The sequence below is a fragment of the Nonomuraea purpurea genome, from assembly GCF_042650645.1.
GTDB classification, from domain to species: Bacteria; Actinomycetota; Actinomycetes; order Streptosporangiales; family Streptosporangiaceae; genus Nonomuraea; species Nonomuraea purpurea.
The window spans coordinates 494,007-517,964 of the sequence record NZ_JBHSBI010000002.1; the positions used below are offsets into that span (position 1 = coordinate 494,007).

Consider the following 23,958-nt stretch of genomic DNA (forward strand, 5'->3'; position numbering starts at 1 on the left):
GGCTGGCACGAACGCGGCGCCGCCGACGTGGCCAAGCTCGACAGCCTGCGGCCGGCCGCCACCGAGCATGGCACCAGGGCCGAAGCGTCCGGCGGCAGACACGCCGGAACGTCCGGCGGATCTTTACCGCCTCGCCCGCAGATCACCTTTCGTCCGCTAGCCCTAAGCTGGGCTTGTGACGTCAACAGGCCCGCTGCGCGATCCGGCGAACCGCGTCTCGCCCAAGGCGGTTCGCCTGTGGCTGCTGGAGTCGCTGGTCGCGTTCGTTTTCTTCTTGGGCGGCTCGCTGCTGGTAGCCCGATGGGTCGGCGGGAGCGGGTGGTCGTGGGTGCCCGGCTGGTTCGCCGGCAACTCGTGGCTGCTGCCTGCCGCCGTCGTGCTGCTGATCCTGCCCGGCCTGGCGGTGGAGCCGTTCGTACGCTACGCCGTGCACCGCTGGGAGCTTTCAGGTGACGTCGTCTACGCCCGGTCGGGGTTCCTGACCAGGGAGTGGGTGTTCGTGCCTGTGAGCCGCATCCAGACGGTCGACAAGGGGCAAGGGTGGATGGAACGGATGCTCGGGCTGGCCACCCTCGAGATCCGCACCGCCTCGCACGCCGGGTCGTCGACGATCAAGGGACTTGATTACAAGGTTGCGGCGGGTCTGGCCGAACAACTGGCACATCGGGCCCAACAGCTCAGGGACGACGCCACATGACCGAGCTTGTCGAGGTCATCAATAAGCAAGGAATCATGAGGCCGACGAGGGAGGCCGCATGACCGAGCCCCGGCCATTCGAGCACGCCCCACGGCCCGGCGATCTCCCGGCCAGTTCGGCGGAGGACGGTTCGCCTGGAGACGGCCGTTCGTCGCAGGGCGGTTTGCCTGGGGGTCGTCCTTCTGGGAGCGATGCTTCGCCGGGCAGCCCGCCACCGCCTCCCGAATCCGGGGGTGCGGAGTCGTTCGGGCAGGGGAGCGTCCCGCCTGGGGGTGGGGAGTCGTTCGGGGGCGGCGGTGTGGCGCCGGCTTCCGGTGACGGAGGGTGGCTGCCCCGACCTCGGGTGCCGTTGCGGTTGAGTCCGAAGGTGCTGCTCATCGACCCCGTACGCATGCTGCCCTCCCTCCTCCTCCCCCTCGTGGGCGTGCTCTTCGTGGGCGGGTTCTCGCCCAGGTCGTACGGCTGGGCGGCATTCGGCGTCGCGGGCACCGTGGTGTTCGCGATCATCAGGTGGTTCACGTTCACGTACGAGATCGTCGGCGACCGCCTGGAGACGAAACGGTCGTTGATCAGCAGATCCGTCCGGACCATCCCGTTGGAGCGGATCCGCGGGGTCGACGTGTCGACGCCGCCCATGCACCGGCTGCTCGGCCTGGCCGTACTCAAGATCGACACGGGCGCGAGCGGCGGCGACGAGGAGGCCGAGCTCGACGGGGTCACGCTGGAGGAGGCCGAACGACTCAAATCAGTGCTTCTGCGGCGTGCAGGCAGGGTAGACGCGACAGAGGCGCACGTACCGGATGCGACGGTCTCCACACCTCAAGAGCGGCCGATCTTCGCTGTGCCCCGCAAATGGCTCCTGTACGGCCCGCTTTCGGGCGCGTACCTCCTCACCCCGTTCGCCCTCGCAGGCGGTGCCATCGGGCTGGTGTTCCAGTGGGGGGACAATCTGGGCTTCGGCCGGCGCGCCGCCTGGACCCTCGGCGAATGGCTCTGGGAGCACCCGTACCTCCTGCTGGCCTTCGTCCTGCTGCTCGTGTTGGCGATGCCGTTCGTGGGCGGGCTCATGTACGCGGTCTTCAACTGGGACTTCGTGCTCAAGCGGCGCGACGGTTACCTGGTGGCCGAGCGAGGGCTGATCAACCGGCGCAGCGTGTCGCTGGAGTCACAGCGGGTACGCGGCTACGAGATTGTGGACGCCCTCGTCGAGCGGTGGGCCGGAGTCGTCCGCGTCTGGGCCATCGTGACCGGGCTCGGCGATTCGCAGACGCGCGGCCAGCTCCTGCCGGACGTCCCCCGTGACGTGGCCGTCCAGGTCACCGGCGAAGCGATCGGCCCGTACCGTGCCGCACTCCGTCCTCACCCGCCGGTGGCGCGCAACCGCCGCCTGTTCCGCGCTGTGTTCCCCTGGCTGCTGCTCGCCGCCCTGAGCGGGCTGGCGCTCTGGGCGACGGGGATCACGGCGTGGTGGCTGCTGGTGCCGTCGCTGATCCTGGCCGGGGCCGGGGTGCCGCTCGGGCTCGATCGCTACGCCTCGCTCGGTCACGGCTACGACGGGGTGCGGCTGGCGGTGCGGTCCGGGTCGCTGCGGCGTTCCCAGGCCGTGATCGAACGCCGGGCCGTGGTGGGGTGGCGACTGCGCCAGACGTGGTTCCAGCGGCGGGCCGGGGTGTTGACGTTGATCGCCGGCGTGGGGGCCGGCAAGGGGGGTTACTCGGCGCTCGACGTGTCCGTGGCCCAGGGGGCGGAGTTCCCGGCCGAGGTGACGCCGGAATGGCTCGCCCCCTTCCTCGCCCAGCCGCCCGCCGATTGAGCCGCGTGGTTTGAGGACACCCGAACGAGGCGGGTGGGCGGCACCCGGTGCGGTCCTGGCGGTGCGTGATCGCGCGCGTGGTGGACCGTGGCGCTGGGGGAGGGCGCAGGGCGGGGGGTGGAGGGGTTGCCTGGCGCTGGGTTTGGTGCGGTATCGGGCGTTGGTGGTTGTGTGGCTCCTGGGTCAGTCCTGGCGGCGCGCGCCGAACATGATCTCGTCCCAGCTCGGGACCGAGGCGCGGCGGCCCCTTGCGTTCTTGCGAGGCTTGGGCTTGGGCGCCGGAGGCTTGGTCTCCTTGGCGGGCGGTTCCGGCTTGGGCTGCGGCTTCGGCTCGGCGGGGCGGGGCGCGCTGTCACGCTCCTGCTCGTCGGCCGGTGCCGGGGCCTGGGCGGGCTTCTCCTTCGACGGCTCTTCGGAAGAGGGGGCCTTCGCCGCGACTTCTTCCGCCTTGGTTGTGCTGGTTCGGTCTGCGGGCTCCGGCGTCTTGGGCTGCGGCGCGACGGTGTCCGCCGTGTCCCGCTGAGCTCGGGTGGCGGACTCGGCCTGGGGCTCGGGCCGCCCGTCTGCTGCGGTGGCCTGCGGTGCCGCGGTGGTTTCCGCGGGCGCAGGTGTCACGGTGGTCGACGGTGCCGGAGCCGGGCTCGTGGCATCCGCCGGCGCGACGGTGGCCGCCTCCGGGGCCGCGGCGTCCGCGGGCATGCTCGGCTCGGCAGCCGACTGCGTGTTGTCGGCGGTCCCCTCAGCGCCGGCAACCGTCGACCCCGCGTCGGCGGTGGTGGGTTGCGCGGCGGCTGGCCGCGCGGTCGCGGCGGGCTGGTCGGCCGGGGTCGGCTGCGCGACCGCGTTCGGCTGCCCAGCCGGGGTCGGCTGCGCGACCGTGCTCGGCTGAGCGGACGAGGTCGCCTCGTCGGACGAGGTCGGCTGGTCGGCTGCGCTCGGCTGGGCAGCCGGGGCCGTCTGAGCGGACTCGGTCGGCTCGGCAGGCGGGGTGACCGGCTCCGCGGGTGCGGCCGTCTGGGCAGCGGCGGGTGCCGACTGCACAGGCGTGGTCGCGGCCTTGGTGGGCGGCTCTGCGGGCGCGGTCGGCTGGCTGTCCGGGGCGCTGGTGCTGGTCGGCTGCGGCGACGGGGCGGCGGTGTCCGTTGGCTGGGACGACTGGGCGGTGGTGTCCGTCGGCTGGGTGGACGGCTCGTTGGTCCCGGTCGCTTGGGCGGCTGGCTCGGCGGCGCCGACTGGCTGGGCGGATGCCTCACCGGTGCTGGCCGGTTGGGCGGACGGTCCGGCGGGGTTGACCGGCTCGGTGGCGTTGACCGGCTGGGTGGATGCTTCGCTGGTGCTGGCCGGTTGGGTGGGCGGTGCGGCGGGGTTGACCGGCTCAGTGATGTTGGCCTGCTGAGCGGGCGACCCCGTGACCCCGGTCTGCTGAGCGGGCGGCCCAGTGACGTCGGCCTGTTGCGTGGGTGGCTCGACGGTGCCGATCGACTGGGTGGCCGGGTCGGTGGTCGTGGCCGGTGTGGTTTGCGCGGCAGGAGTGGGTTGTGCCGGTGTGTCCGTGGCGGACTGCGGCTGCTCGGAGGGCTCCTCGGCCGCGGGGCGAGCGGACGTGGGGGAGCCCGAAGGCGGCTGGGCCGCAGGGGCGTAAATGGAGTCCGTGTCGCGTTCGGTCGAGCGGCCCGAGCCGAAGTCGGGCAGCCACGGCGAAGGCCCGCCGCGGCGGGACGTGGTGTCGCCAGGGCGGGCATAGCCGGTCTCGCGGGCCGGAGGCTCTTGGCGGAAGGCGTCACGTGCCGGAGGCTCGGGACGGAACGGGTCGTGTGACGGGGGTTCCTGGCGCAGGCCGGTCTCCCGGCCCGTGTCCTGACGGAGGCCGGTTTCCCTGCCGGTGTCCTGGCGCAGGCCGGTTGCCCTGTCGGCGTCCCCGCGAGCACCCGCGGTCCTGTCGGCGTCCTGCCGCAGGCCCGCCGCCCCCGCGTCGGAGACGCGGTAGCCGGTGTCGGTGCCCGGGACACGGTGGCCGGTGCCAGTGTCGAGGGTGCGGCGGTCGGTGGCGGGGAGACGGTGGCCGGTGTCGGCTCCGGTATCCGGGATGCGGTGGCCGGTGTCGGTGTCCGGAAGACGGTGGCCGGTCGTGGTGTCGGGGAGACGGTGGCCGGTCGTGGTGTCCGGGGTGCGGCGGTCGGTGCCGGTGGCGGTGTCCGGGAGGCGGTGGCCCGTGTCAGGGGTGTGGGGGCCGGTGCCGGGGAGGCGGTGGCCCGGGTCATGGGCTGAGGCGGTGTCCTGGGAGAGGCCGCCGTCACGCGTGCCGGCGCCCCGATCGAAGGCGGTCTCACGGGAAGGCGTGTCGGCCCCCCGCGTGTAGGCCGGCTCGGAAGGCCAGCCGACGGCAGGCTCCTCCGGCTCGCGCCGCGCGGAGGGGACGGACGACAGCGGCGGCACCGGCTGCAGCTTGGCGACGCGCGGCGCGAACGGCGTGACCGTGGTGTCCTCCACCACGGCGGGCTCGGGGTCGAAGTCGGCGGCGGACAGGCGCATGGCCTCGTCGTCGTGGGGTGTCACGTGGCGCTTGCGCGGGTCGAAGAGCCACTCGGCGTGGCGCGTGTGACCGTTCCAGACGTAGCCGAGCTTGACCCGCCACAGCCCGTCGTCGCGCTTGGCGGAGTCCCAGTCGATCTCGTCGGTGGGCACGCCGCGCCTGGTCAGCCGCTCGGCGACGAGGTCGCCGAGGGTGGGCCCAGGGGCGGACTCTCCCGGCATGCGCACGGCGACCCGCTGCGCCTGCTGGGCGACGTACTCCCGCTCCTGCAGCACGGGCCCCTCGAACCAGCGGACGCGCTCGACCGGGATCCCGGCGGTCGCGGCGATCTCCTCCGCCGTCTCACCGGCGCGGATGCGGGCCTGGATCTCCTTGGGGCGCAACGGACTCTCCACTTCGATCTCGTACTGACCGAGACGGGAGAAGTTGCCGCGGACGGCAGCACGGAGCCGGTCGTCCACGGGAAGCGTGAAGCGCGTACCTCGTCCGGCAGTAGCCAGCACGAGATAAGTGCCGTCCTCACTCACCGCGACGAGTCGGAGCTCCTGCATGCGAGTCCCTTCGTCAGCGTCGCCATTCTTCCCCCGGACCCTTGAGTCTCTCGCGTGTGCCGGTTGCCTGCCAGCACCGTACCCGGCATGTCCGAACATCGCCTTCCTGGGATACTCCCGGGACGGTGTGACGCCGGTCACATTTGTCGAATCCATCCCTTTAGAGCCCGCCGTTGTGCGTGAGGAGGTTAGAGGCCCCCGATGAATTCTGGCGAATCGCGCCGCGTGCTGTCGTGCAGTTGAGCCAAGAAGCCAGAACAGCCGGGTGAACGGCCGGATGGAGCTCCAACTGACGGGCGGCGGCCCCGGCCACGTACGGGACGGACGCCGAGTACGCCCGGCCTCCCGGGACGGCCTGACAGGTCCCGGAATCGGCGGCCTGGACGACGAAGATCCCGGATCGCGCCAGCGACCGCGCGGCCCTGCCGAGCGCGAGGGAGTCGTCGCCGTCGATGGCCAGGCTCGCGACGGACGGCCCGTGCGCGTGCCTGCGGATCCAGTCGAGCCCCGCCAGCACGTCGGCCAGCGAGCCGGAACCCTCGCACCCGAGCACGCGCACGGAGGCGATCTTGGCTTTCGGCGCCATGGCGTGCACCCGACCGGCGGCCCGCGTGCCGTATCCGAGACAGTCGCGCCCCGTCCCGCCGGTGGCGTCGAAGGCGTGCCAGGCCCGGTCGTCGAACCGTGTGCCGCGCCCCGCGTCGACGCCGCTGTCCACGACGTACACGGTGGCGCCCGCCCCGTCGGACCCGGCGTCCGGCAGCGTCCGGCCTGGCCGGCGGCCCCGCATGGGGTGGATCTCCCGATCGGGCTCGATCGCGAGCACGCGGGGATCGGAGCGCAGCGACGCCAGTTCGGCGGCTGTGAGGAAGGTGGCGAACCCGGGCAGCGCCGCGGTGTAGTAGCGGCGCACCCGCCATCTCACCTCGCCGACGAGATCGCGGGCGTCCGCGCGGCGGCGGGCGATGACGATGTACGGTCGGGCGGGCTCGGTCGTCGCGGGGCGCAGGGCGAGTCCTGAAGCGGGTGTCATGGCCAGGGGTACGGCGGTCGTGGCGGCGGTGGCCACGGCCGCGGCGAGGTACACGGAGGGCAGGCCGAGTCGTCGGGGCACGAGTTGCAAGGGTGCCTGTAACGCAGGTCACAGGAACAACAGGACACGCGCTCGCGTCTATTCACGAGACAGCTCTTTACCTAACCATTGCAAGAGAGGACTGATCTCGGGGGATGAGCGGCGAGCAGCGGAGGTTCGAGCTGAGCGTGCCGCAGATCCTGGGGAGCGCCTTGGCGGCCGTGACCGCAGCGGTGGCCTCCTCCTATCTCGGCGTGGCGGGAACGGTGATCGGGGCGGCGGTCGTCAGCATCGCCAGCACGGTCGCCACCGCCATTTACACCCACTACCTCAAGACCACCGGCGAGCGGGTCAAACAGCGCACGGGACGGCGCGACGAAGCCGCGGAACCCGAGCGGCCCGACGACGATGATTCGACACTTGAGCTACCCGCCGTCAGGCGGTTGTCGTGGGTGAACGTGCTGCCCGCGCTCAAACGCCTGTCGTGGGTGAAGCTCGGCGCGGCGGCCGCGGTGGTGTTCGCGGTGAGCATGGGCGGCATCCTGCTCTACCAGGCCCTCGCCCAGCAGACCGTGCACGAGCAGGTCACCGGCCAGACCCCCAGACACGCCCAGATGCCGGAGGACGACCGCCGGGCCCCGGTCGAGCAGCCGAGCCCGGAACGCGACGAGCAGCGGCAGAGCGACGCGCCCGCGTACACGCCCGAGACGATCAGGCAGCAGACGACCCCGACGCCCACGCCCAGCCCGACGCCGACCACGAAGCCCAGCAAGACGGCGAAATCGACGCCGACCCCGACCCCGACGCCTACGGCGCCGCGGACCAGCGCCCCGCCGCCGTCGGTGGAGGAGGAGCAGCCGCCGGTCGAGACGCCCGCGCCGGACGAGCCGCTCGCCCCGGCCGACGAACTGCGGCCCGCCGACACGCCGACCAGTTAGCCGAGCACGACGTCCAGGTAGTCATTGGTGAACAGCCGCCGAGGGTCGAGCCGATCGCGCAGCGCCGCGAAGTCGGCGAAGCGCGGGTACACCTCACGCAGGTAGGCGGCGTCCTTGGTGTGCAGCTTGCCCCAGTGGGGACGCCCCTCCAGCCGGGTCATGACCCCCTCCACGCCCTCGAAGTAGGCGGGGTTGGGCGTCGGACGGTAGATGTGGCAGGCGATGTAGGCCGAGTGCCGCCCGTACGCGGTGGACAGCCACGCGTCGCTGGGCGGCGTGACCCGCACCTCCACGGGAAAGGTGATCTTCCAGTCCATCCGCTCGATGAGATCGCGCGTCTCGCGCAGGGCCTGGGCGAGGCGTTCTCGCGGCACGGCGTACTCCATCTCGAGGAACCGAACGTCCCTCCGCGCCGTGAAGATCTTGTACGAGGTGTCGACCGATTCGGACTCTCCGAGCGCCGCCGCGCTGACGGCGTTGATCCGCGGGATCAGGTCCGGGAAGCGGGACCCGGTGAAGCAGGCGGCGCCGAAGACCGTGTTCTCCAGCAGCACGTTGTCCATCCAGTGCTTGACCGCGGACGGCGGCCTGGCGGGCCCCGGATGCCGGTTGTTGGTCTTGACCAGGCAGGCGTCGGTGTGCGGCAGCCAGAAGAAGTCCAGGTGCTCGTTGCCTGCGGTCAGCGTGCCGAGCGAGTCGAGGATCTCGCCGAGCGACAGCTTGCGCCGCCGGTTGTGCAGCAGGAACGCCGGTTCCACCCGGAACGTCACGGCCGTCAGCACCCCGAGCGCCCCCAGTCCGACCCTGGCCGCGTCGAACAGGTCCTCGCCGGGCGAGAGGGTCGCCACGGAGCCGTCGGCGAGCACCATCTCCAGCTCGACGACCTGGTCGGCGAGCCCGCCGCTGTCGCGTCCCGTGCCGTGGGTGCCGGTCTGGATGGCGCCCGCGACGGTCTGCTCGGTGATGTCGCCCATGTTCGCCAGGGCCAGGCCGCGCTCGTCGAGCAGTTCGTTCAGCACCCGAAGCGGCGTGCCCGCCAGCACGGTGACGCGCTCGTCCGCCTGCGACCTGATGCCGGTCAGCGCGGCCGGGCTGAGCATGATGCCGTCGGTGAGGGCCACCCCGGTGAAGGAGTGGCCCGTGCCGACCATGCGGATCCGCTGCCCTTCGACGGCGGCGTCCCGCACGGCCCGTACGACGTCCGCCACATCGGCGGGCGTACGCACCTCGGCGGGGGTGCCCGACTGGTTGCGCGCCCAGTTCACGAAGGCCATTGAGCACCCCTCCAGAGCATCGTTGCGATCAGAGGCGAACGATACTCACTGCGCGCTCCAGCCCGCGGGGACGGGGAACACGTCGCCCGCCTGGAGGTTGTGCCGCTTGATGATGTCGTCCACCGTCACCAGGTGATAGCCCTTCTTCTGAAGGGACTTGATGATCGCCGGCATGGCGTCGACGGTCTGCTTCACCCAGTCGTGCATCAGGATGATGCCGTCCTGCTGCGCCACGGCCATCGTCTGCTTCTTGATGGCCTCGACGTTCTTGGAGTTCCAGTCCTGCGAGCCGGCGGTCCACAGGATCACCGGCATGTCGAACTCGCCCGCGATCTCGGAGACCTGCAGGTCGGCCAGCCCGTACGGCGGGCGCAGCAGCTTGGGCTCGAAGCCCACGACCTTCTTGATCTCCGCCTGGGTGGTCTTGATCTCGTTCCTGATCGTCCCCGGCTCGCTCTTGGTGAAGTCCGGGTGCTTGTAGCTGTGGTTGCCGATGGTGTGGCCCTCGGCGACCATCCGCTTGACAAAGGCGGGGCGGCTCTTCACGTACTGGCCCTCAAGGAAGAACGTCGCCTTGGCGTCGTGCTTCTTGAGCGTGTCGAGCAGGGTTCCCGCGTACTTGCCGGGTCCGTCGTCGAAAGTCAGCGCGAGGCACTTGACCTGCTCGCAGTCGACCGGCGCTTTCTTCGGGGCCTGGGCGAACGCGGGCGTCGGCGCCAGTGTTACGCAAACTGCCGCGATGGCTAGAAGTGAACTGATTTGTCGGGACATTAAAAAGACTTTCGTTGTGATGGGTGTTGCGAGGGATGTCCCGACGGTAGCGGATCAGCTCTTCGGGGGAGAAGGAGCCTCGGGAATCCTCAGCAAACCCGAACCTCCGATCCCGATGATCACCGCGACGACCGCCGCGCCCAGGGAGAAGACGTACGCGCTCGACGCCCCGAGCGTCTCCGTGAGCCGCCCGCCCGCCCACGCGCCGATCGCCACGCCGAACCCGATCGACGTCGAGATCCACGCCATGCCCTCGGTCAGCAGCGACGGAGGCACCAGCCGCTCGGTGAGCGAGAAGCCCGTGATGAGCGTCGGCGAGATGGCGAATCCGGCCAGGAACAGCGCCGCCGCCATCACCCGCGGGTCGTCGATGAACACGATCGGCACCAGCCCCACCACGAACACGCTCTGCGCCCGCACGAACCGCGCCCGCAGCGAGATCCGCCAGGCACGCGAGCCGAACCAGAGCCCCGACACCATCGACCCGCCCGCGAAGGAGGCCAGCAGGAACCCGGAGGCCCACTTCACCCCGTGCTCCTCCGCATAGGCCACCGTGATCAGGTCGACGGACCCGAACACCGAGCCCAGCGCCAGGTAGACGCAGGCCAGCATGGCGATGCCCGGGATGAGGATCGGCGAGCCCGACGCCGACCTGACCTCCTGCACGGGCGGCTGGGTGCGCCGCTGCCCCGCCAGCGCCAGGGAGCCGAGCAGCATGCACACCAGGGCCACGACCAGCCCCGCGTAGGGGTTCACCCCGGTCGCCAGCACGGTGACCAGGGCCGGCCCGGCGACGAAGACGACCTCGTCGGCCACCGACTCGAAGGCGAAGGCGGTGTGCAGCCGCAGGGACCCGCCGTGGATGACCGACCAGCGGGCCCGCACCATGGAGCCGATCGACAGGGAGGTGGCGCCCACGACCAGGCCGGCGGCGTACAGCGTCCAGTCGGGTAGCCCGAACCCGGCGAAGACCATCAGGGCCGCCAGCGCGACCGCGTTGACGACGGCGAACGGCGGGATCACCCGCCCCTGCCCGAACCTGTCCACCAGCCGGCCCGACAGGGGAGCGGCCACGGCGAAGGCCACGTTGGTGGTGGCGGCGACCGCGCCCGCGGTGGCGTAGTTGTCGGTGAGCGTGGAGATCAGCAGGACGACCCCGATGCCGAGCATGGACATCGGCATCCGGCCGACGAATCCCGCCAGCACGAAAGCTTTGACGCCGGGCCCTTCGAACAATCCCCGGTAAGGCCCGACCACGCCGTTTCCCCCTTACTTCAGCAGCTAACCATTGCGCACCGTATGTCCGGATGGCAAGTGATTAACCGGTCGCGTGGGTTAACGTGTCCCGAGTGTCCGGTCTTCCCTCTTTCCGTGCGGTCATTCTCATGATCGTCGCCGTGCTCGCGGTCACCGCCGCGGCCGGCGGAGTCGTCGTGCTCGTGAGCGACGACCTGGTCAGACCCGCACAGGAGTCGCCGGTACGCACCCAGCGCCCCACGGCGCAGCCCACGCCCCGGCTCGACCAGCTCGTGCCCACGGCGGAGCCGGTCAAGGACTTCGGTCAGGGCGGCCCAGGCGTCACCTCGGCCCCGCCGCGCGTGCTGGCCATCGCCCCGGCCGCCGTGCCCAAGCAGACCAGGCTCGCCCTCAGCGAGCTCAAACACGTGCAGAAAGTGATCGTCGTGGACGCGGGCGCGCTCAAGATCTCGGGCACCACGGTCAACCTGCTGGCCGTGGACCCGGCCGAGTTCCGCGCGTGGACGCCGCAGCCGGTCGCCGACCAGCCGGCCGTGTGGAGCGCGCTCGGCAGGGGCGAACTGGTGACCGACGCCGCCGCGATGCGCAAGTTCGGGATGGTCCTGGGGGCGATGTACCAGGTGGACGGCGGCCCACGGCTGCGCGTCGCGGCCTCGGCCACGCTCGGGCTCAAGGGCGTGGACGGGCTGGTGAGCGCGGACCTGGGCAAGTCACTCGGGTTCGCGCCCGAGGTCGCGGTGCTGCTGCACGGCAAGCCGGGCAAGATCAGCGAGTCGGGCGTACGCAAACTGCTCGGCGAGAACGCCCAGATCGTCGTGCTGGACGCGGCCCAGCGCAAGCGCGAACAGCCCCAGCAGCCCCAGCAGCCGCAACAGCCTCAGGAGCAGGCGAAAACGGGCACCGTCGGCAGGCCCGGCAGCTACCTGGAACTCTACAAACTCGCCGCCAACCGCTGCCCCGGACTGTCGTGGACCGTGCTGGCCGCGATCGGGCAGGTGGAGAGCGGGCACGGCCGCAACAACGGCCCCTCCAGCGCGGGCGCGCTCGGGCCCATGCAGTTCATGCCAGCCACCTGGAAGCACTACGGCGTGGACGGCGACGGGGACGGCAAGAAGGACATCTGGAGCCCCTACGACGCCGTCCCCGGCGCGGCCAACTACCTGTGCGCCAACAAGGCCGGCCAGGGCGGCGAGAGGCTACGCAAGGCGATCTGGTTCTACAACCACTCGTGGGACTACGTGAACAAGGTCATGGGGATCGCCCAGGCGTACGCCAAGACCTACGCGTGACGGCGCGGCGGTGGACAGCACGTGAGCGGGCACGGGACCGGCTCGGGCTCGTCCATCAGCTCGCGCACCATCCGCACGAAACGCGGATGCGTGCCCGCCGTCGCCGCCCGCTCCATGGGCAGCCCCAGCTCGGCGGCCACCTGCCTGGCCTCGGTGTCGAGATCGTAGACGACCTCCATGTGATCGGAGACGAACCCGATCGGCACCAGCACGACTGAGCCGGCGTCCGTCTTGTTCAGGAAGTCGCACACGTCGGGCTCCAGCCACGGCACCTGCGGCGGGCCGCTGCGCGACTGCCACACCAGATCCCACGGCTCGGTGCGGCCGAGCGCCTGGCTGACCAGCTCGGCGCTCCTGCGCAACTGCGCCTCGTACAGGCCGCCCGAGGGGCCGGCGGTCTCGGCCATGGAGGCCGGGATGCTGTGGGCGGTGAACACCAGCCGGGCGTCGTCGCGGCCGAGCCGCTCCAGCGCCGCCCGCGTGTGGTCGGCCATCGCCGCCACGAACCCGGGGTGGTCGCCGAAATGGCGCATCTTGACCAGCTCGGGACCGTCCTCGACCCTGATCCTGGCGATGTCCTCGTAGTACTGGCGGCAACTGGAGTAGCCCGCGAACGCCGACGTCGCGAACACGGCCGCCTTCCTGACCCCGTCGGCCCGCATCTGCCGCACGGTGTCCTCGCCGAACGGGTGCCAGTTGCGGTTGCCCCAGTAGACCGGCACGCCGGCGATCGGGCGCAACGCCTCGACCAGGTCGCGGTTCTGCCGGTTGATCGGACTGACCCCGCCGAACCCCTGGTAGTGCTCGGCCACCTGCAGCAGCCGCTCGCGCGGCACGCCGCGGCCATGCACGACGTTCTCCAGGAACGGCAGCACGTCCTCGGGCCCCTCCGGCCCCCCAAACGACAGGACCAGCAAGGCGTCGTAGTTTCCCACGCCCCAACCCTATTCCCGCCCCAAGGCACCCCCGCCCGCGAAGCGGCGGCTTTTGACTTTGCGAGGGAGTGCCGTCGTCTGGGAGGAGCGGAGGGAGCGTAGCGACTGGAGCGGGGGGAAGACGGCGGCGTGAGGCGACCGAGCCCGCCTCCGCGGAGCGGAGGCCATGAACAGGGTAGGTTCGATCGGGTGAGCGCATTCAACGACATTCGTGACTATGTGGCCATCCCCCGGGTCCTCTCACTGAGGCTCTCGCCCGACGGATCCAGGCTGATCTCCGCGGTCCAGTCTCTCAACCCAGACGGCAAGTCGTTCGGAACCGCGCTCTGGGCGATCCCGGTCGACGGCGAGCCGTACCGGCTGACCCGCTCGGCCAAGGGCGAGGCGGCGGCGGAGTTCACGACCGCGGGCGACGTCCTGTTCACCTCCTCGCGCCCCGACCCCACGGTCAAGGACTCCAGCGACGAGGTGCCCTCGCTCTGGCTGCTGCCCCGCGCGGGCGGCGAGGCCCGCCAGGTGGCGGCCCGCCCCGGCGGCGTCGGCGCCTTCCGCACGGTCGGTGACGTCGTGGTGTTCGCCTCCGACGTGCTCGACGGCGAGGAGGCGGCCGAGGAGGAAAGGCGCAAGGCCCGCAAGGACGCCGGAATCAGCGCCATCCTGCACGAGGGCTACCCGGTCCGCTACTGGGACCACGATCTCGGCCCCGGCCGCACCCGCCTGTTCGCCGCCAGGATCGGCCCCGACCGGCTGGAGGACGTCCGCGATCTGACGCCGGACGCGGGCGACGCGCTGCGCGACGCGAGCTTCGAGATCACCCCCGACGGCGCCACGGTGATCACCACGTGGCGCGTCTACCTGCCGAAGGGCGAGCACCGCACCGATCTGGTGGCCATCGACCTGGCCACGGGCGATCGGCGCACGGTACTGAGCGAGGACCGCCACGACTACACCGCGCCGATCGCGATCTCCCCTGACGGGTCGAAGGTCGCCTGCGCGCGCGAGCGGTTCACCGGGCTTGAGGTCTCGGCGCGCAGCGAGTTGTGGATCGCCGACCTGGCCACCGGGCAGGGCCGCGCGTACGCGGACGACCTGTTCCCCTCGGCCGTCGAGTGGGCGCCCGACTCCTCGGCCGTCTACGTCGTGGCCGACCACCAGGGCCGCCGCCCGGTCTTCCGCGTTCCGCTGGAGGGCGGCGAGGCGTCCAGGCTGACCCCCGACGACGCCGCCTACGCCGGGATCAACGCCTCGGCCGACGGCCGTTTCGTCTACGCCCTGCGCAGCGGGGTCGCCCTGGCGCCCGCTCCGTCCAGGATCGACGTGGCCACCGGCGAGATCACCGAGCTGCCCTCGCCCGCGCCGCGCCCCGAGGTGCCCGGCACGCTCACCGAGGTCTCCGCCACCGCCGACGACGGCACCACGATCAGGGGCTGGCTGGTGCTGCCGGAGGGCGCCTCCGCCGCGAACCCGGCGCCGTTCCTGCTGTGGATCCACGGTGGCCCCGTCGCCTCCTGGAACGACTGGCAGTGGCGCTGGCAGTCGTGGATCATGGCCGCGCACGGGTACGCCGTCCTCATGCCCGACCCCTGCCTGTCCACCGGCTACGGACAGGAGATGATCGAGCGCGGCTGGGGCAACTGGGGCCCGCGCACCCAGGCCGACCTCGACGCGATCGTGGAGGTGACCCTGGCCAGGGACGACATCGACGCCGAGCGCATCGGCGCGATGGGCGGCTCGTACGGCGGCTACATGGCCAACTGGCTCGCCGGCCACAGCGACCGCTACAAGGCCATCGTCACCCACGCGGCACTCTGGAACCTCGACCAGTTCGCCGGCACCACCGACGCCTCGATGTACTGGCAGAGGGAGTTCGGCGAGCCGGGCTCCGAGCGGTACGCGCTGCTGTCGCCGCACGTCTCCCTCGACAAGATCACCACCCCGATGCTCGTCATCCACGGCGACAAGGACTACCGGGTGCCGATCGGCGAGGCACTGCGGCTGTGGTGGGACCTGCGCCGCAGCGAGGTGGAGTCGAAGTTCCTGTACTTCCCCGACGAGAACCACTGGATCCTCAAGCCCGGCAACTCCGTGGCCTGGTACGAAACGGTGCTCGCCTTCCTCGCCCAGCACGTGCTCGGCCAGGAGTGGAAGCGCCCGGACTCGGTGGCCTGATGACCGACTTCGTGAAGCTGGCCGAGGACATCGCCAGGGAGGCGGGCGACATGCTGCTCGCCAAGCGGCCCACGATGTCGCAGGAGGTCGAGACCAAGTCCAGCCCCACCGACGTCGTCACCACGCTGGACAGGGCGTCGGAGGAGCTGATCCGCCGGCGCATCCTGGCCGTCAGGCCCGGTGACAGGATCCTCGGGGAGGAGGGCGGCGAGGAGCCGGGCGAGTCCGACGTGCGCTGGGTGGTCGACCCCATCGACGGCACCGTCAACTTCCTGTACGGCCTGCCGGACTGGGCGGTGTCGATCGCCGTGGAGGTCGAGGGCCAGGTCGTGGCCGGGGTCGTCAACGTGCCGGCGCGCGGCGAGTGTTACACCGCCGCGCTCGGCCAGGGCGCCTGGCTGGGCGGCACGCGGCTGCGCTGCAACACCGGAGTGCCGCTCGCGCAGGCGCTGGTGGCGACCGGTTTCGGCTATTCGGCCGCCAGACGGGCCGTCCAGGGCGAGGTCGTCGCCGCGGTGCTGCCGCGGGTGCGGGACATCAGGCGCGGCGGCTCGTGCGCGGTGGACATGTGCTCAATGGCCGCGGGCCGCGTGGACGCCTACTACGAGCGGGGCGTCAACCAGTGGGACTTCGCCGCAGCCGGCCTGGTGGCGACCGAGTCGGGCGCCCGCCTCGGCGGGCTCCACGGCAGGCCGGTCAGCCCCGCTTTCGCGCTGTGCGCGGCTCCTGGCCTGTTCGAGGAGCTGCACGACCTGCTGGCGCCGCTCGACCCGGAGCGCGACGCCTGAGGCAGACGGGAAGCATGAGGTGAAATGCGAAACGGCCGGAGCGGGGCTCCGGCCGTTTCACTTGGTCACCGGGGCAACGGTACGCCGTGATCGTCGGCCAGCCTGCGCAGGTCATCGATCTCGGCGCTGAGCGTGTCGGCAAGATAGTCGTCGCCGACGCAGCGGGCCTCCCGGAGGCCCTTGTAAGCCTGGTCGAGGCGCTGTTCGATCGTGGTCGTGAACTCGCCCATCTCACCTACTCTCTAGGGGTGCGGTCCGTGCGGGGACGATGGGTGCCCATTGCCGACGGATATCCGGGCAATGGGTGTCCCGCAGGCATACCCCGGCTTGTCGCCCCCCGAAACATGAATTTCTCCAGACGTCCCAGACCGGTGGGTCACCAAGCCCTGAACATGCCTTACCGTGCGCTTATCGAGGCTGTGGGCAGAATGAATCACCAGAATCGAAGAGAGGTGTACCAGGCGTGCGAGTGCTGGTTGTTGAGGATGAGCGGGTGCTCGCCGACGCGATCGCGACCGGGCTTCGGCGCGAGGCCATGGCAGTGGACGTGGCCTACGACGGCGGTGGCGCGCTCGAGCGGACCTCCTACATCGACTACGACGTGATCGTGCTGGACCGCGACCTGCCGGTCGTGCACGGCGACGAGGTGTGCCGCCGGCTGGTGGAGCAGCGGACCTCCTCGCGCATCCTGATGCTGACCGCGTCCGGCGACGTGGACGACAAGGTGGAGGGGCTCGGTCTGGGGGCCGACGACTATCTCGCCAAGCCGTTCGTGTTCATCGAGCTGGTCGCCAGGGTGCGCGCGCTCGGCCGCCGCTCGGCGCCCGCCCTGCCGCCGGTCCTGGAGCGGGCCGGGATCCGGCTCGACCCGGGCAAACGGCTGGTGGAGCGCGACGGCAAGGAGGTCGTGCTCACCAAGAAGGAGTTCGCGGTCCTGGAGGAGCTGATGCGGGCCGAGGGCGCCGTCGTCAGCCAGGAGGACCTGCTGGACAAGGCATGGGACGAGAACATCGACCCGTTCACGAACGTGGTGCGGGTGACCATGATGACGCTGCGTAAGAAGCTGGGCGACCCTCAGGTGATCGAGACGGTGCCCGGCGTGGGGTACAAGTTGTGAACGAAGGGCCAGAACACCAGGCCGGGCCGACGCATCCGATGATCAGCCCGCATTCGGTGCGGAAGGCGACGCGCGTGCAGGAGGCGCCGCCGCCCAGCGGGCCGCCCGCCTGGGACGGCCCGCCTCCACCGCAGCGGCCGCCCGCGCAACGCACCACCATGGAACGCATGAGGGATCTGCCCAGCAAGGTCAGCATCCGGTGGCGGTTGACGGTCACCTACGGCGCCATGGTGTTCGCGGCGGCGGCGGCGCTGCTGTTCTCGATGTACTACATCGTCGGCAACTCCATCGTCACCAGCTGGCCCACCCTGAGCACGCGCGGCGTCGACGCCATCACCGCGGCGATCGTGCAGGCCCAGTGGTCCGACGCCAAGGCGGGAACCGTGGCCAAGGCGCAGGACGTGCTCCTGCAGAACGCCTTCATGGCGCTGCTCGGCGTGGGCATCCTGGCGCTGATCATCGGCTATTTCGTGGCAGACCGGGCGATGCGGCCGGTGGCCCAGATGACCAGCACGGCCCGCAAACTCTCCGAGAGCACCCTCGCCCACCAGCGGATAGCCCTCGAAGGCCCCAACGACGAGCTCAAGGAGCTGGCCGACACCTTCGACGCCATGCTCACCCGGCTCAACGTCGCCTTCGACACCCAGCGCCGATTCGTGGCCAACGCCTCCCACGAATTGCGTACCCCGCTGACCATTAACCGGACGGTCCTGGAGATCGCCCTGTCCGATCCCGCGGCGTCAGAGGATCTCAAAGCGCTTGGCCGGACCCTCCTGGAAGTCAACGCGCGTAACGAGAAGCTCATCGAGGGGCTGCTGCTGCTCGCCAGGAGCGAACGCGAACTCGCCGTGCGCAAACCGGTCGACGTTCAGGAAGTCGCTCAGACGGCGGTGGAACAGGTCATGCCGTTCGCCCAGGAACACGGGGTTACGGTAACCACCGAACTGGTCAGCGCGCCTACCACAGGCGATCCGGTGCTCTTGGAGCGGTCCGTGAGCAACCTGCTGGAGAACGCGGTGAAGTACAACATTCCCGAAAACGGAAAAGTATGGATCCGAACGGGAATGGCGGACGGTGCGTTGGTTGTTCAGGTGGCCAACACGGGACAGCACGTCCCGGCGTACGAGGTGAACAGCCTGTTCGAGCCGTTCAGGAGGCTCCACGCGGACCGCGTGGATTCGGCCAAGGGGGCGGGGCTGGGGCTGTCCATCGTCCGTGCGGTTGTGCACGCCCACGGCGGAAATATCTCCGCCGTGCCACGTGACGGCGGAGGACTTGTGGTGACCATTCGGCTCCCGCGGCGCTGACCCTGGTGTTGCTCCAGGGCGTTCGTCCGCGTGTTGATGCACAGGGGGCGTCTCGTTCTCGCCGTACATGTGGTTGGATGTGCCGTCGAACACGGTGGTGCATGACGCCAAGGCTGTGGGTTTCGCCATATTTGGCTAACCATTGCCGACGGCAGCAGGCCCTGACGTGTTGGGAGGTTCGTGGTGTGTTCCAGCGGGGTACCGATGGGAAATCTCCCCGGCGGAACGGGCACAAGATGGGCCTCCCGGACGTTAGAAGACGCGCGATGAGCGCGAAGACATATAGATGAGGGGGATGGAGTAAGCACAATGGCTACCGACTACGACAGCCCGCGCAAGACAGACGACGACCTGGGGGAGGACAGCCTCCAGGAGCTCCAGGCGCGGCGCACCGACAAGTCGTCCGGCAGCATCGACATCGACGAGACCGATCTTGCCGAGTCGCTCGAGCTGCCCGGTGCGGATCTGTCGAACGAAGAGCTCTCCCTGCGGGTGATCCCCCGTCAGGCCGATGAGTTCACCTGCTCGCGCTGCTTCCTGGTGCATCACCGTAGCCAGCTGGCCTCCGAGAAGAACGGCCAGCAGGTTTGCCGGGAGTGCGCCGCCTGATAAGGAGGCATCCGCGTGGCCGTACCAGAGAAAGATCGTCAACCAGGTAGTGAGATCGCCGACCCCCGAAACGAGGTCGGCGAGCTCGTTGGCAGGCTCGCCGCGCCAGGCGAGCTGGAGCCGGCCGAGCGGCGCAGGCTGCTCGGCCGACTCGCCCAAGCACTGTCCGCCGGAGCCAGGAAGGCGCGCGCCACCGGCGTGGGCCGAGGGCGCTGGCTGGCCGACGTCTTCCTCAACATCGCGCCCCGCATCCCGATCAGGGATCTGCACACCCTCGCCGAGCATCATCACGGCCTGACCGGTGAGGAGCTCGCCGACGACCTGGTGCGCACCGCCCAGAAGGCCACGATGACGGTGGGCGCCATCGGCGGAGCGCTGGCGGCGGCCGAGTTCGCTGCGCCGCCCCTCCTGCTCTCCGCGCCCGCGCAGCTCGTCGCCGAGACCATCGTGGTGGCCGCCATCGAGGTCAAGCTCCTGGCCGAGCTGCATGAGGTCTACGGCGTACGCGTCGAGGGCTCGGGTGCCCAGCGCGCGATCGCCTTCACGGCCGCCTGGGCGAAACAACGCGGGATCGACCCCCTCGCCCCCGCCTCCGTTTCGCTCGCGCTCGGCGCGGCCACCAAGACGGCCCTGCGTAACCGGCTCATGCGCACGCTCGGTCGCCATCTGACCACGTTCGGTCCGTTCCTCACCGGAGCGGTCGCGGGCGGCGCGCTCAACAGGATGGCGACCAAGAAGCTCGGCGAGGCCGTGCGGAACGACCTGCGGGTGAAGCTGCCCCGCGACGATCGGCGCGATCCGATCGAGCCCCGCCACCGCGACGAGTTAGATCCGTAGCCCGTCGAAGGTCATCTTGAGCAGCGCGTCGGCCAGGTCGTCCGCGGACGCGCCACGGGTGGGCTGATACCACTCGGTGATCGAGTTCACGGTCCCGAACAGCAGCCGCGTCATCAGCGCGGGATCGACGTCCGGCCGGATGCTGCCGTCGGCCGCCGCCTCCTTGACCAGCCGGGCGACGAACCGGTCGAACTCCCTCCGCCGCTCCAGCGCCGCCTGCTCGGTCTGGCTGTTGCCACGCACCCGAAGCAGCAGCGTCACGTACGGCAGGCGGTCGATGAGGATCCGCACGCTGCGCCGCAGCACCCACTCCAGCCGGTCGATCGCGGGCCCCGAGGTGGCGCGCTCGTCGGCGACCATCTCGAACAGCCCGTCGAGCGCCCGGTCGAGCGCCCGCGCGAGCAGTTGTTCCTTGCCCGGCACGTGGTAGTAGATCGCCGACTTGGTGACGCCGAGCGCCCTGGCCAGGTCCTCCATGCTGGTCCCGTCGTAGCCGCGCGCGTTGAAGACCTCCACGGCGATGGAGAGCACCGACTCGGGATCATGTCCGCGTTTGCGGGGACGTGTGGGAGTTGGGGTGGCCATATTGCTAATTATCCCGCTTGTCGATGACTCTTTTCAGCTTCCCCACCGACCGCTCCAGCGTCTCAGGGTCCACGACCTCGACCTCCACGCTGACTCCGACGGTGTCTTTGACCGCCCGGCGCAGCGCCTGACCCGCCTCCGCCCGCCCCTCTGTTAACCCCGGCCGGGCCTCGACCTTGACGGTCATCACATCGAGCCGCCCCGGGCGGGTCAGATGGAGCTGGAAGTGCGGCGACAGGCCCTCGGTACGCAGTACGAGCTCCTCGATCTGGGTCGGGAACAGGTTCACGCCACGCAGGATGATCATGTCGTCGGTGCGACCGGTGACCTTGGCCATGCGCCGGAACGCCGGCCTGGCGGTGCCGGGCAGCAGCGTGGTCAGGTCGCGGGTGCGGTAGCGCACGATCGGCATGGCCTCCTTGGTGAGGCTGGTGAAGACCAGTTCGCCCGAATCGGCAGGTTCGCCGGTGAAGGGATCGACGGTCTCCGGGTAGAAGTGGTCCTCCCAGATGTGCAGGCCGTCCTTGCTCTCCACGCACTCGTTGGCCACGCCTGGCCCCATCACCTCCGACAGGCCGTAGATGTCCACGGCGTGCAGGTCGAAGCGGCCCTCGATCTCCTCGCGCATGCGCTCGGTCCACGGCTCGGCGCCGAAGATCCCGATGCGCAGCGACGAGGCCCGCGGGTCCAGGCCCGCAGCCGCGAACTCGTCCAGCAGGGCCAGCATGTACGACGGCGTCACCATGATGATGTCGGGCCTGAAGTCGGCGATGAGCCGAACCTGACGGGGCGTCATGCCCCCGGAGACCGGCACGACGGTGCAACCCAGCCGCTCGGCCCCGTAGTGGGCGCCCAGCCCGCCGGTGAACAGGCCGTAGCCGTAGGCCACGTGCACGATGTCGCCGGGACGCCCGCCGGACGCGCGGATCGAGCGGGCCATGACCTCGGCCCAGACGTCGATGTCCTTGCTGCTGTAGCCGACCACGGTCGGCCGGCCGGTGGTGCCGCTGGAGGCGTGGATCCTGACCACCCGCTCGCGGGGGATCGCGAACATGCCGAACGGGTAGGACTCGCGCAGGTCCTGCTTGGTAGTGAAGGGGAACTTCGCCAGGTCGCCGAGCTCTTCGCAGTCGCTCGGGTGCACGCCCGCCGCGTCGAACTTACGCCGATAAAGCGGGACATTCTGGTAGGCGTGGGCGAGCGTCCAGCGCAGCCGTTCGAGCTGGAGCGCCATGAGTTCGTCGCGGGACACCCGCTCGACGGGGTCGAGCTCGTCCGGCATCGGGGGGTCGGCGAGTTTCATCTCAGCTCCCGGCTCCTGCCGCGGAACTCCGCGACCACCTGACCGTCGGGTTTGCGGACCGTGATGTCGTAGATGCCGCTGCGGCCGTAGCGCGTACGTTCGCTCGCCTCGGCCACCAGGACGTCGCCTTCGCGGGCGGGGGAGACGAACGTGATCTCGGCGCCGGCCGCCACCGTCACGGGGCCGTGGCTGTTGCAGGCGCAGGCGAAGGCCGTGTCGGCCAGCAGGAACACGTAACCGCCGTGGCAGAGGTCATGCCCGTTGATCATGTGACCGGTCACCGTCATGCGACACGCCGCTCTGCCCTCGCCCAGCTCCAGCAGCTCGATCCCCAGAGCCGCGGAGGCCCGGTCGGCGTCCAGCATGCGACGTGCGCTCTCCAACGCAAGTCTCCCTTGTCAACTGACCGAATGTTCGGTAAACAATTCACCGTCTGGCCTATCCCTGTCAAGAGGGTGACAACATGTTCGAACAGCACCGCGAGACCCTTGAGAAAGCCCTTTCCGCCATCGCGGGGCGGGGATACTGGAGCGCCTACCCAGAGTCTCCGAGCCCGCGCGTCTACGGCGAGGGAGCGGCCGAGCGGGGCAAGGAGGCGTTCGAGGCCCACCTCGGCAAACCGTTCCCCCTCGACCAGCCGGGCACCGGGGCCTGGATCGGCGCCGAACGCTCGCCGTTCGGCATCGATCTCGGCGTCACCTACCCGCAGCCGCAGGTGGACGAGCTCATCGCCGCCGCCGAAGCCGCGCTGCCCGCCTGGCGCGACGCCGGTCCCGAGACCCGCGCGCTGACCTGCGTCGAGATCGTCAACCGGATCAACCAGCGCAGCTTCGAGCTGGCGGGCGCGGTGCAGCACACCACCGGGCAGGCGTTCGTGATGGCCTTCCAGGCCGGCGGGCCGCACGCGCAGGACCGCGCGCTGGAGGCCATCGCCTACGGCTACGCCGCCATGACCTCCTCGGCCGCGCAGGCCCGCTGGGAGAAGCCGGCCAAGGGCGAGGCGCTGGTCATGGACAAGCGCTTCACCGTCGTGCCCAGAGGCGTCGCCCTCGTCATCGGCTGCAACACCTTCCCCACCTGGAACGCCTACCCGGGGCTGTTCGCCTCGCTGGTCACCGGCAACCCCGTGATCGTCAAGCCGCACCCGCGCGCCGTGCTGCCGCTGGCGATCACCGTCCAGATCGCCCGCGAGGTGCTGGCCGAGGCCGGGTTCGACCCCGCGCTGGTCAGCCTGGCCGTGGAAGAGGGCACAGGGCTGGCCAAGACCCTCGCCACCCACCCCGCCGTCCGCATCGTCGACTTCACCGGCTCGACGGAGTTCGGCGACTGGCTGGAGAAGAACGCCACCCAGGCGCTCGTCCACACCGAGAAGGCCGGCGTCAACACCATCGTGATCGACTCCACCGACTCCTGGCGCGGCATGCTGGGCAACCTGGCCTTCTCGTTGTCGCTCTACAGCGGCCAGATGTGCACCGCGCCGCAGAACATCCTCGTCCCGGCCGCCGGCATCGACACCGACGAGGGCCACAAGAGCTTCGACGAGGTCGCCGAGGGGATCGCCGCCGCCGTGGGCAGGCTGCTCGGCGACGACGCCCGCGCGGTCGAGCTGACCGGCGCGATCGTCAACCCCGACGTGCTGGCCCGGGTGGAGGCCGCGCCCACGCTCGGAGACGTGGTGCTGGACTCGCGCGCGATCAAGCACCCGGCCTTCCCGGGCGCGGTGGTCAGGACGCCGGTGATCGTCCGCGTGGACGCCGCGAAACCGGAGGTGTACGGGCACGAGCACTTCGGGCCGATCTCGTTCGTCATCCCCACGAGCTCGACCGAGGAGAGCCTCGACGTGCTGCGCCGCACGATCAAGGCCAGGGGCGCGCTGACCGCCTCCGCCTACTCCACCTCCGCGGACGTGCTCGACCAGGCAGAACGGGCGGCCATCGACGCGGGCGTCAACCTGTCGTGCAACCTGACCGGCGGCGTCTTCGTCAACCAGTCGGCCGCCTTCAGCGACTACCACGGCAGCGGCGCCAACCCGGCGGCCACGGCCTCGCTGACCGACCCCGGCTACGTGGCCGGCCGATTCCACCTGGTCCAGTCCAGGAGACCGGCCTAACCG

At 70.5% G+C, this 23,958-nt stretch carries 21 protein-coding genes; 11 read left to right on the forward strand and 10 right to left on the reverse strand.

Going from position 1 to position 23,958, the window contains the following annotated elements; genetic code table 11:
* Positions 1-175 precede the first annotated feature (175 nt).
* Positions 176-697 (forward strand): PH domain-containing protein, encoded by a 522-nt coding sequence (locus tag ACFOY2_RS06210; RefSeq protein ID WP_379526941.1) that lies wholly within the window; start codon positions 176-178, stop codon positions 695-697.
* Between the two features lie 355 nt (positions 698-1,052).
* Positions 1,053-2,510, forward strand: coding sequence for a PH domain-containing protein (locus ACFOY2_RS06215; RefSeq protein WP_379526942.1), 1,458 nt, complete (start codon positions 1,053-1,055; stop codon positions 2,508-2,510).
* Between the two features lie 183 nt (positions 2,511-2,693).
* Here the strand turns inward: ACFOY2_RS06215 and sepH are convergent, their stop codons facing one another.
* Both sepH and ACFOY2_RS06225 read right to left on the reverse strand, forming a co-directional pair.
* On the reverse strand, positions 2,694-5,594 hold the full coding sequence (gene sepH, locus ACFOY2_RS06220; RefSeq protein ID WP_379526943.1) for a septation protein SepH: 2,901 nt from the start codon (positions 5,592-5,594) through the stop codon (positions 2,694-2,696).
* 160 nt (positions 5,595-5,754) lie between these two features.
* Positions 5,755-6,708 (reverse strand): S8 family serine peptidase, encoded by a 954-nt coding sequence (locus tag ACFOY2_RS06225; RefSeq protein WP_379526944.1) that lies wholly within the window; start codon positions 6,706-6,708, stop codon positions 5,755-5,757.
* Positions 6,709-6,821: 113 nt separating this feature from the next.
* Between ACFOY2_RS06225 and ACFOY2_RS06230 the strand changes: the two genes are divergently transcribed.
* Positions 6,822-7,604 carry a hypothetical protein gene (locus tag ACFOY2_RS06230; RefSeq protein WP_379526945.1) on the forward strand — a complete coding sequence of 261 codons (783 nt, stop codon included), beginning with the start codon at positions 6,822-6,824 and terminating at the stop codon, positions 7,602-7,604.
* Here the strand turns inward: ACFOY2_RS06230 and ACFOY2_RS06235 are convergent.
* The 3 genes from ACFOY2_RS06235 to ACFOY2_RS06245 are packed head-to-tail and all read right to left on the reverse strand — an operon-like array spanning position 7,601 to position 10,906.
* Entirely contained in the window at positions 7,601-8,878 is a 1,278-nt protein-coding gene (locus tag ACFOY2_RS06235; protein ID WP_379526946.1) for a D-arabinono-1,4-lactone oxidase, read from the reverse strand. The genes ACFOY2_RS06230 and ACFOY2_RS06235 overlap by 4 nt on opposite strands.
* A 45-nt stretch (positions 8,879-8,923) precedes the next feature.
* Positions 8,924-9,649, reverse strand: a complete 726-nt coding sequence (locus tag ACFOY2_RS06240; protein ID WP_379526947.1) for a polysaccharide deacetylase family protein — start codon at positions 9,647-9,649, stop codon at positions 8,924-8,926.
* Positions 9,650-9,703: 54 nt separating this feature from the next.
* Positions 9,704-10,906 carry an MFS transporter gene (locus tag ACFOY2_RS06245; protein ID WP_379526948.1) on the reverse strand — a complete coding sequence of 401 codons (1,203 nt, stop codon included), beginning with the start codon at positions 10,904-10,906 and terminating at the stop codon, positions 9,704-9,706.
* A gap of 128 nt (positions 10,907-11,034) precedes the next feature.
* Here ACFOY2_RS06245 and ACFOY2_RS06250 point away from each other — a divergent pair, with 128 nt between their 5' ends.
* Positions 11,035-12,195 carry a lytic transglycosylase domain-containing protein gene (locus ACFOY2_RS06250; protein ID WP_379526949.1) on the forward strand — a complete coding sequence of 387 codons (1,161 nt, stop codon included), beginning with the start codon at positions 11,035-11,037 and terminating at the stop codon, positions 12,193-12,195.
* Here the strand turns inward: ACFOY2_RS06250 and ACFOY2_RS06255 are convergent.
* Positions 12,186-13,130 carry a ferrochelatase gene (locus ACFOY2_RS06255; protein WP_379526950.1) on the reverse strand — a complete coding sequence of 315 codons (945 nt, stop codon included), beginning with the start codon at positions 13,128-13,130 and terminating at the stop codon, positions 12,186-12,188. The genes ACFOY2_RS06250 and ACFOY2_RS06255 overlap by 10 nt on opposite strands.
* A gap of 189 nt (positions 13,131-13,319) precedes the next feature.
* Here ACFOY2_RS06255 and ACFOY2_RS06260 point away from each other — a divergent pair, with 189 nt between their 5' ends.
* Together ACFOY2_RS06260 and ACFOY2_RS06265 are read left to right on the forward strand one after the other, a co-directional pair.
* Complete coding sequence (locus ACFOY2_RS06260) at positions 13,320-15,299, forward strand: S9 family peptidase (protein ID WP_379526951.1); 1,980 nt, start codon at positions 13,320-13,322, stop codon at positions 15,297-15,299.
* A complete protein-coding gene (locus tag ACFOY2_RS06265; protein ID WP_379526952.1) occupies positions 15,299-16,087 on the forward strand; it encodes an inositol monophosphatase family protein in 789 nt (262 codons plus the stop codon). The genes ACFOY2_RS06260 and ACFOY2_RS06265 overlap by 1 nt, the downstream gene beginning before the upstream one ends.
* Before the next feature lie 65 nt (positions 16,088-16,152).
* Here the strand turns inward: ACFOY2_RS06265 and ACFOY2_RS06270 are convergent, their stop codons facing one another.
* Complete coding sequence (locus ACFOY2_RS06270; protein WP_379526953.1) at positions 16,153-16,317, reverse strand: hypothetical protein; 165 nt, start codon at positions 16,315-16,317, stop codon at positions 16,153-16,155.
* Positions 16,318-16,550: 233 nt separating this feature from the next.
* Between ACFOY2_RS06270 and ACFOY2_RS06275 the strand changes: the two genes are divergently transcribed.
* From ACFOY2_RS06275 to ACFOY2_RS06290, 4 genes are all read left to right on the forward strand, one after another.
* Positions 16,551-17,204 carry a response regulator transcription factor gene (locus ACFOY2_RS06275; RefSeq protein WP_379526954.1) on the forward strand — a complete coding sequence of 218 codons (654 nt, stop codon included), beginning with the start codon at positions 16,551-16,553 and terminating at the stop codon, positions 17,202-17,204.
* A gap of 38 nt (positions 17,205-17,242) precedes the next feature.
* Positions 17,243-18,511 (forward strand): sensor histidine kinase, encoded by a 1,269-nt coding sequence (locus ACFOY2_RS06280; RefSeq protein ID WP_379527005.1) that lies wholly within the window; start codon positions 17,243-17,245, stop codon positions 18,509-18,511.
* A gap of 309 nt (positions 18,512-18,820) precedes the next feature.
* Positions 18,821-19,120 (forward strand): DUF4193 domain-containing protein, encoded by a 300-nt coding sequence (locus ACFOY2_RS06285; RefSeq protein ID WP_020542847.1) that lies wholly within the window; start codon positions 18,821-18,823, stop codon positions 19,118-19,120.
* A 15-nt stretch (positions 19,121-19,135) separates the two neighbouring features.
* Positions 19,136-19,957, forward strand: coding sequence for a hypothetical protein (locus tag ACFOY2_RS06290; protein WP_379526955.1), 822 nt, complete (start codon positions 19,136-19,138; stop codon positions 19,955-19,957).
* On the opposite strand, the gene ACFOY2_RS06295 is transcribed toward ACFOY2_RS06290, so the two are convergent.
* From ACFOY2_RS06295 to paaI, 3 genes are read right to left on the reverse strand one after another with little or no spacing between them, the layout of a single operon-like run.
* A complete protein-coding gene (locus ACFOY2_RS06295; protein ID WP_379526956.1) occupies positions 19,946-20,542 on the reverse strand; it encodes a TetR/AcrR family transcriptional regulator in 597 nt (198 codons plus the stop codon). The genes ACFOY2_RS06290 and ACFOY2_RS06295 overlap by 12 nt on opposite strands.
* Before the next feature lie 4 nt (positions 20,543-20,546).
* Positions 20,547-21,845, reverse strand: a complete 1,299-nt coding sequence (gene paaK / locus ACFOY2_RS06300) for a phenylacetate--CoA ligase PaaK (RefSeq protein ID WP_379526957.1) — start codon at positions 21,843-21,845, stop codon at positions 20,547-20,549.
* Positions 21,842-22,210, reverse strand: a complete 369-nt coding sequence (paaI, locus tag ACFOY2_RS06305; protein WP_379527006.1) for a hydroxyphenylacetyl-CoA thioesterase PaaI — start codon at positions 22,208-22,210, stop codon at positions 21,842-21,844. The genes paaK and paaI overlap by 4 nt, the downstream gene beginning before the upstream one ends.
* A 98-nt stretch (positions 22,211-22,308) precedes the next feature.
* On the opposite strand from paaI, the gene paaN reads away from it, so the two are divergent.
* Positions 22,309-23,955, forward strand: a complete 1,647-nt coding sequence (gene paaN, locus ACFOY2_RS06310) for a phenylacetic acid degradation protein PaaN (RefSeq protein WP_379526958.1) — start codon at positions 22,309-22,311, stop codon at positions 23,953-23,955.
* The last annotated feature ends 3 nt before the right edge of the window (positions 23,956-23,958 follow it).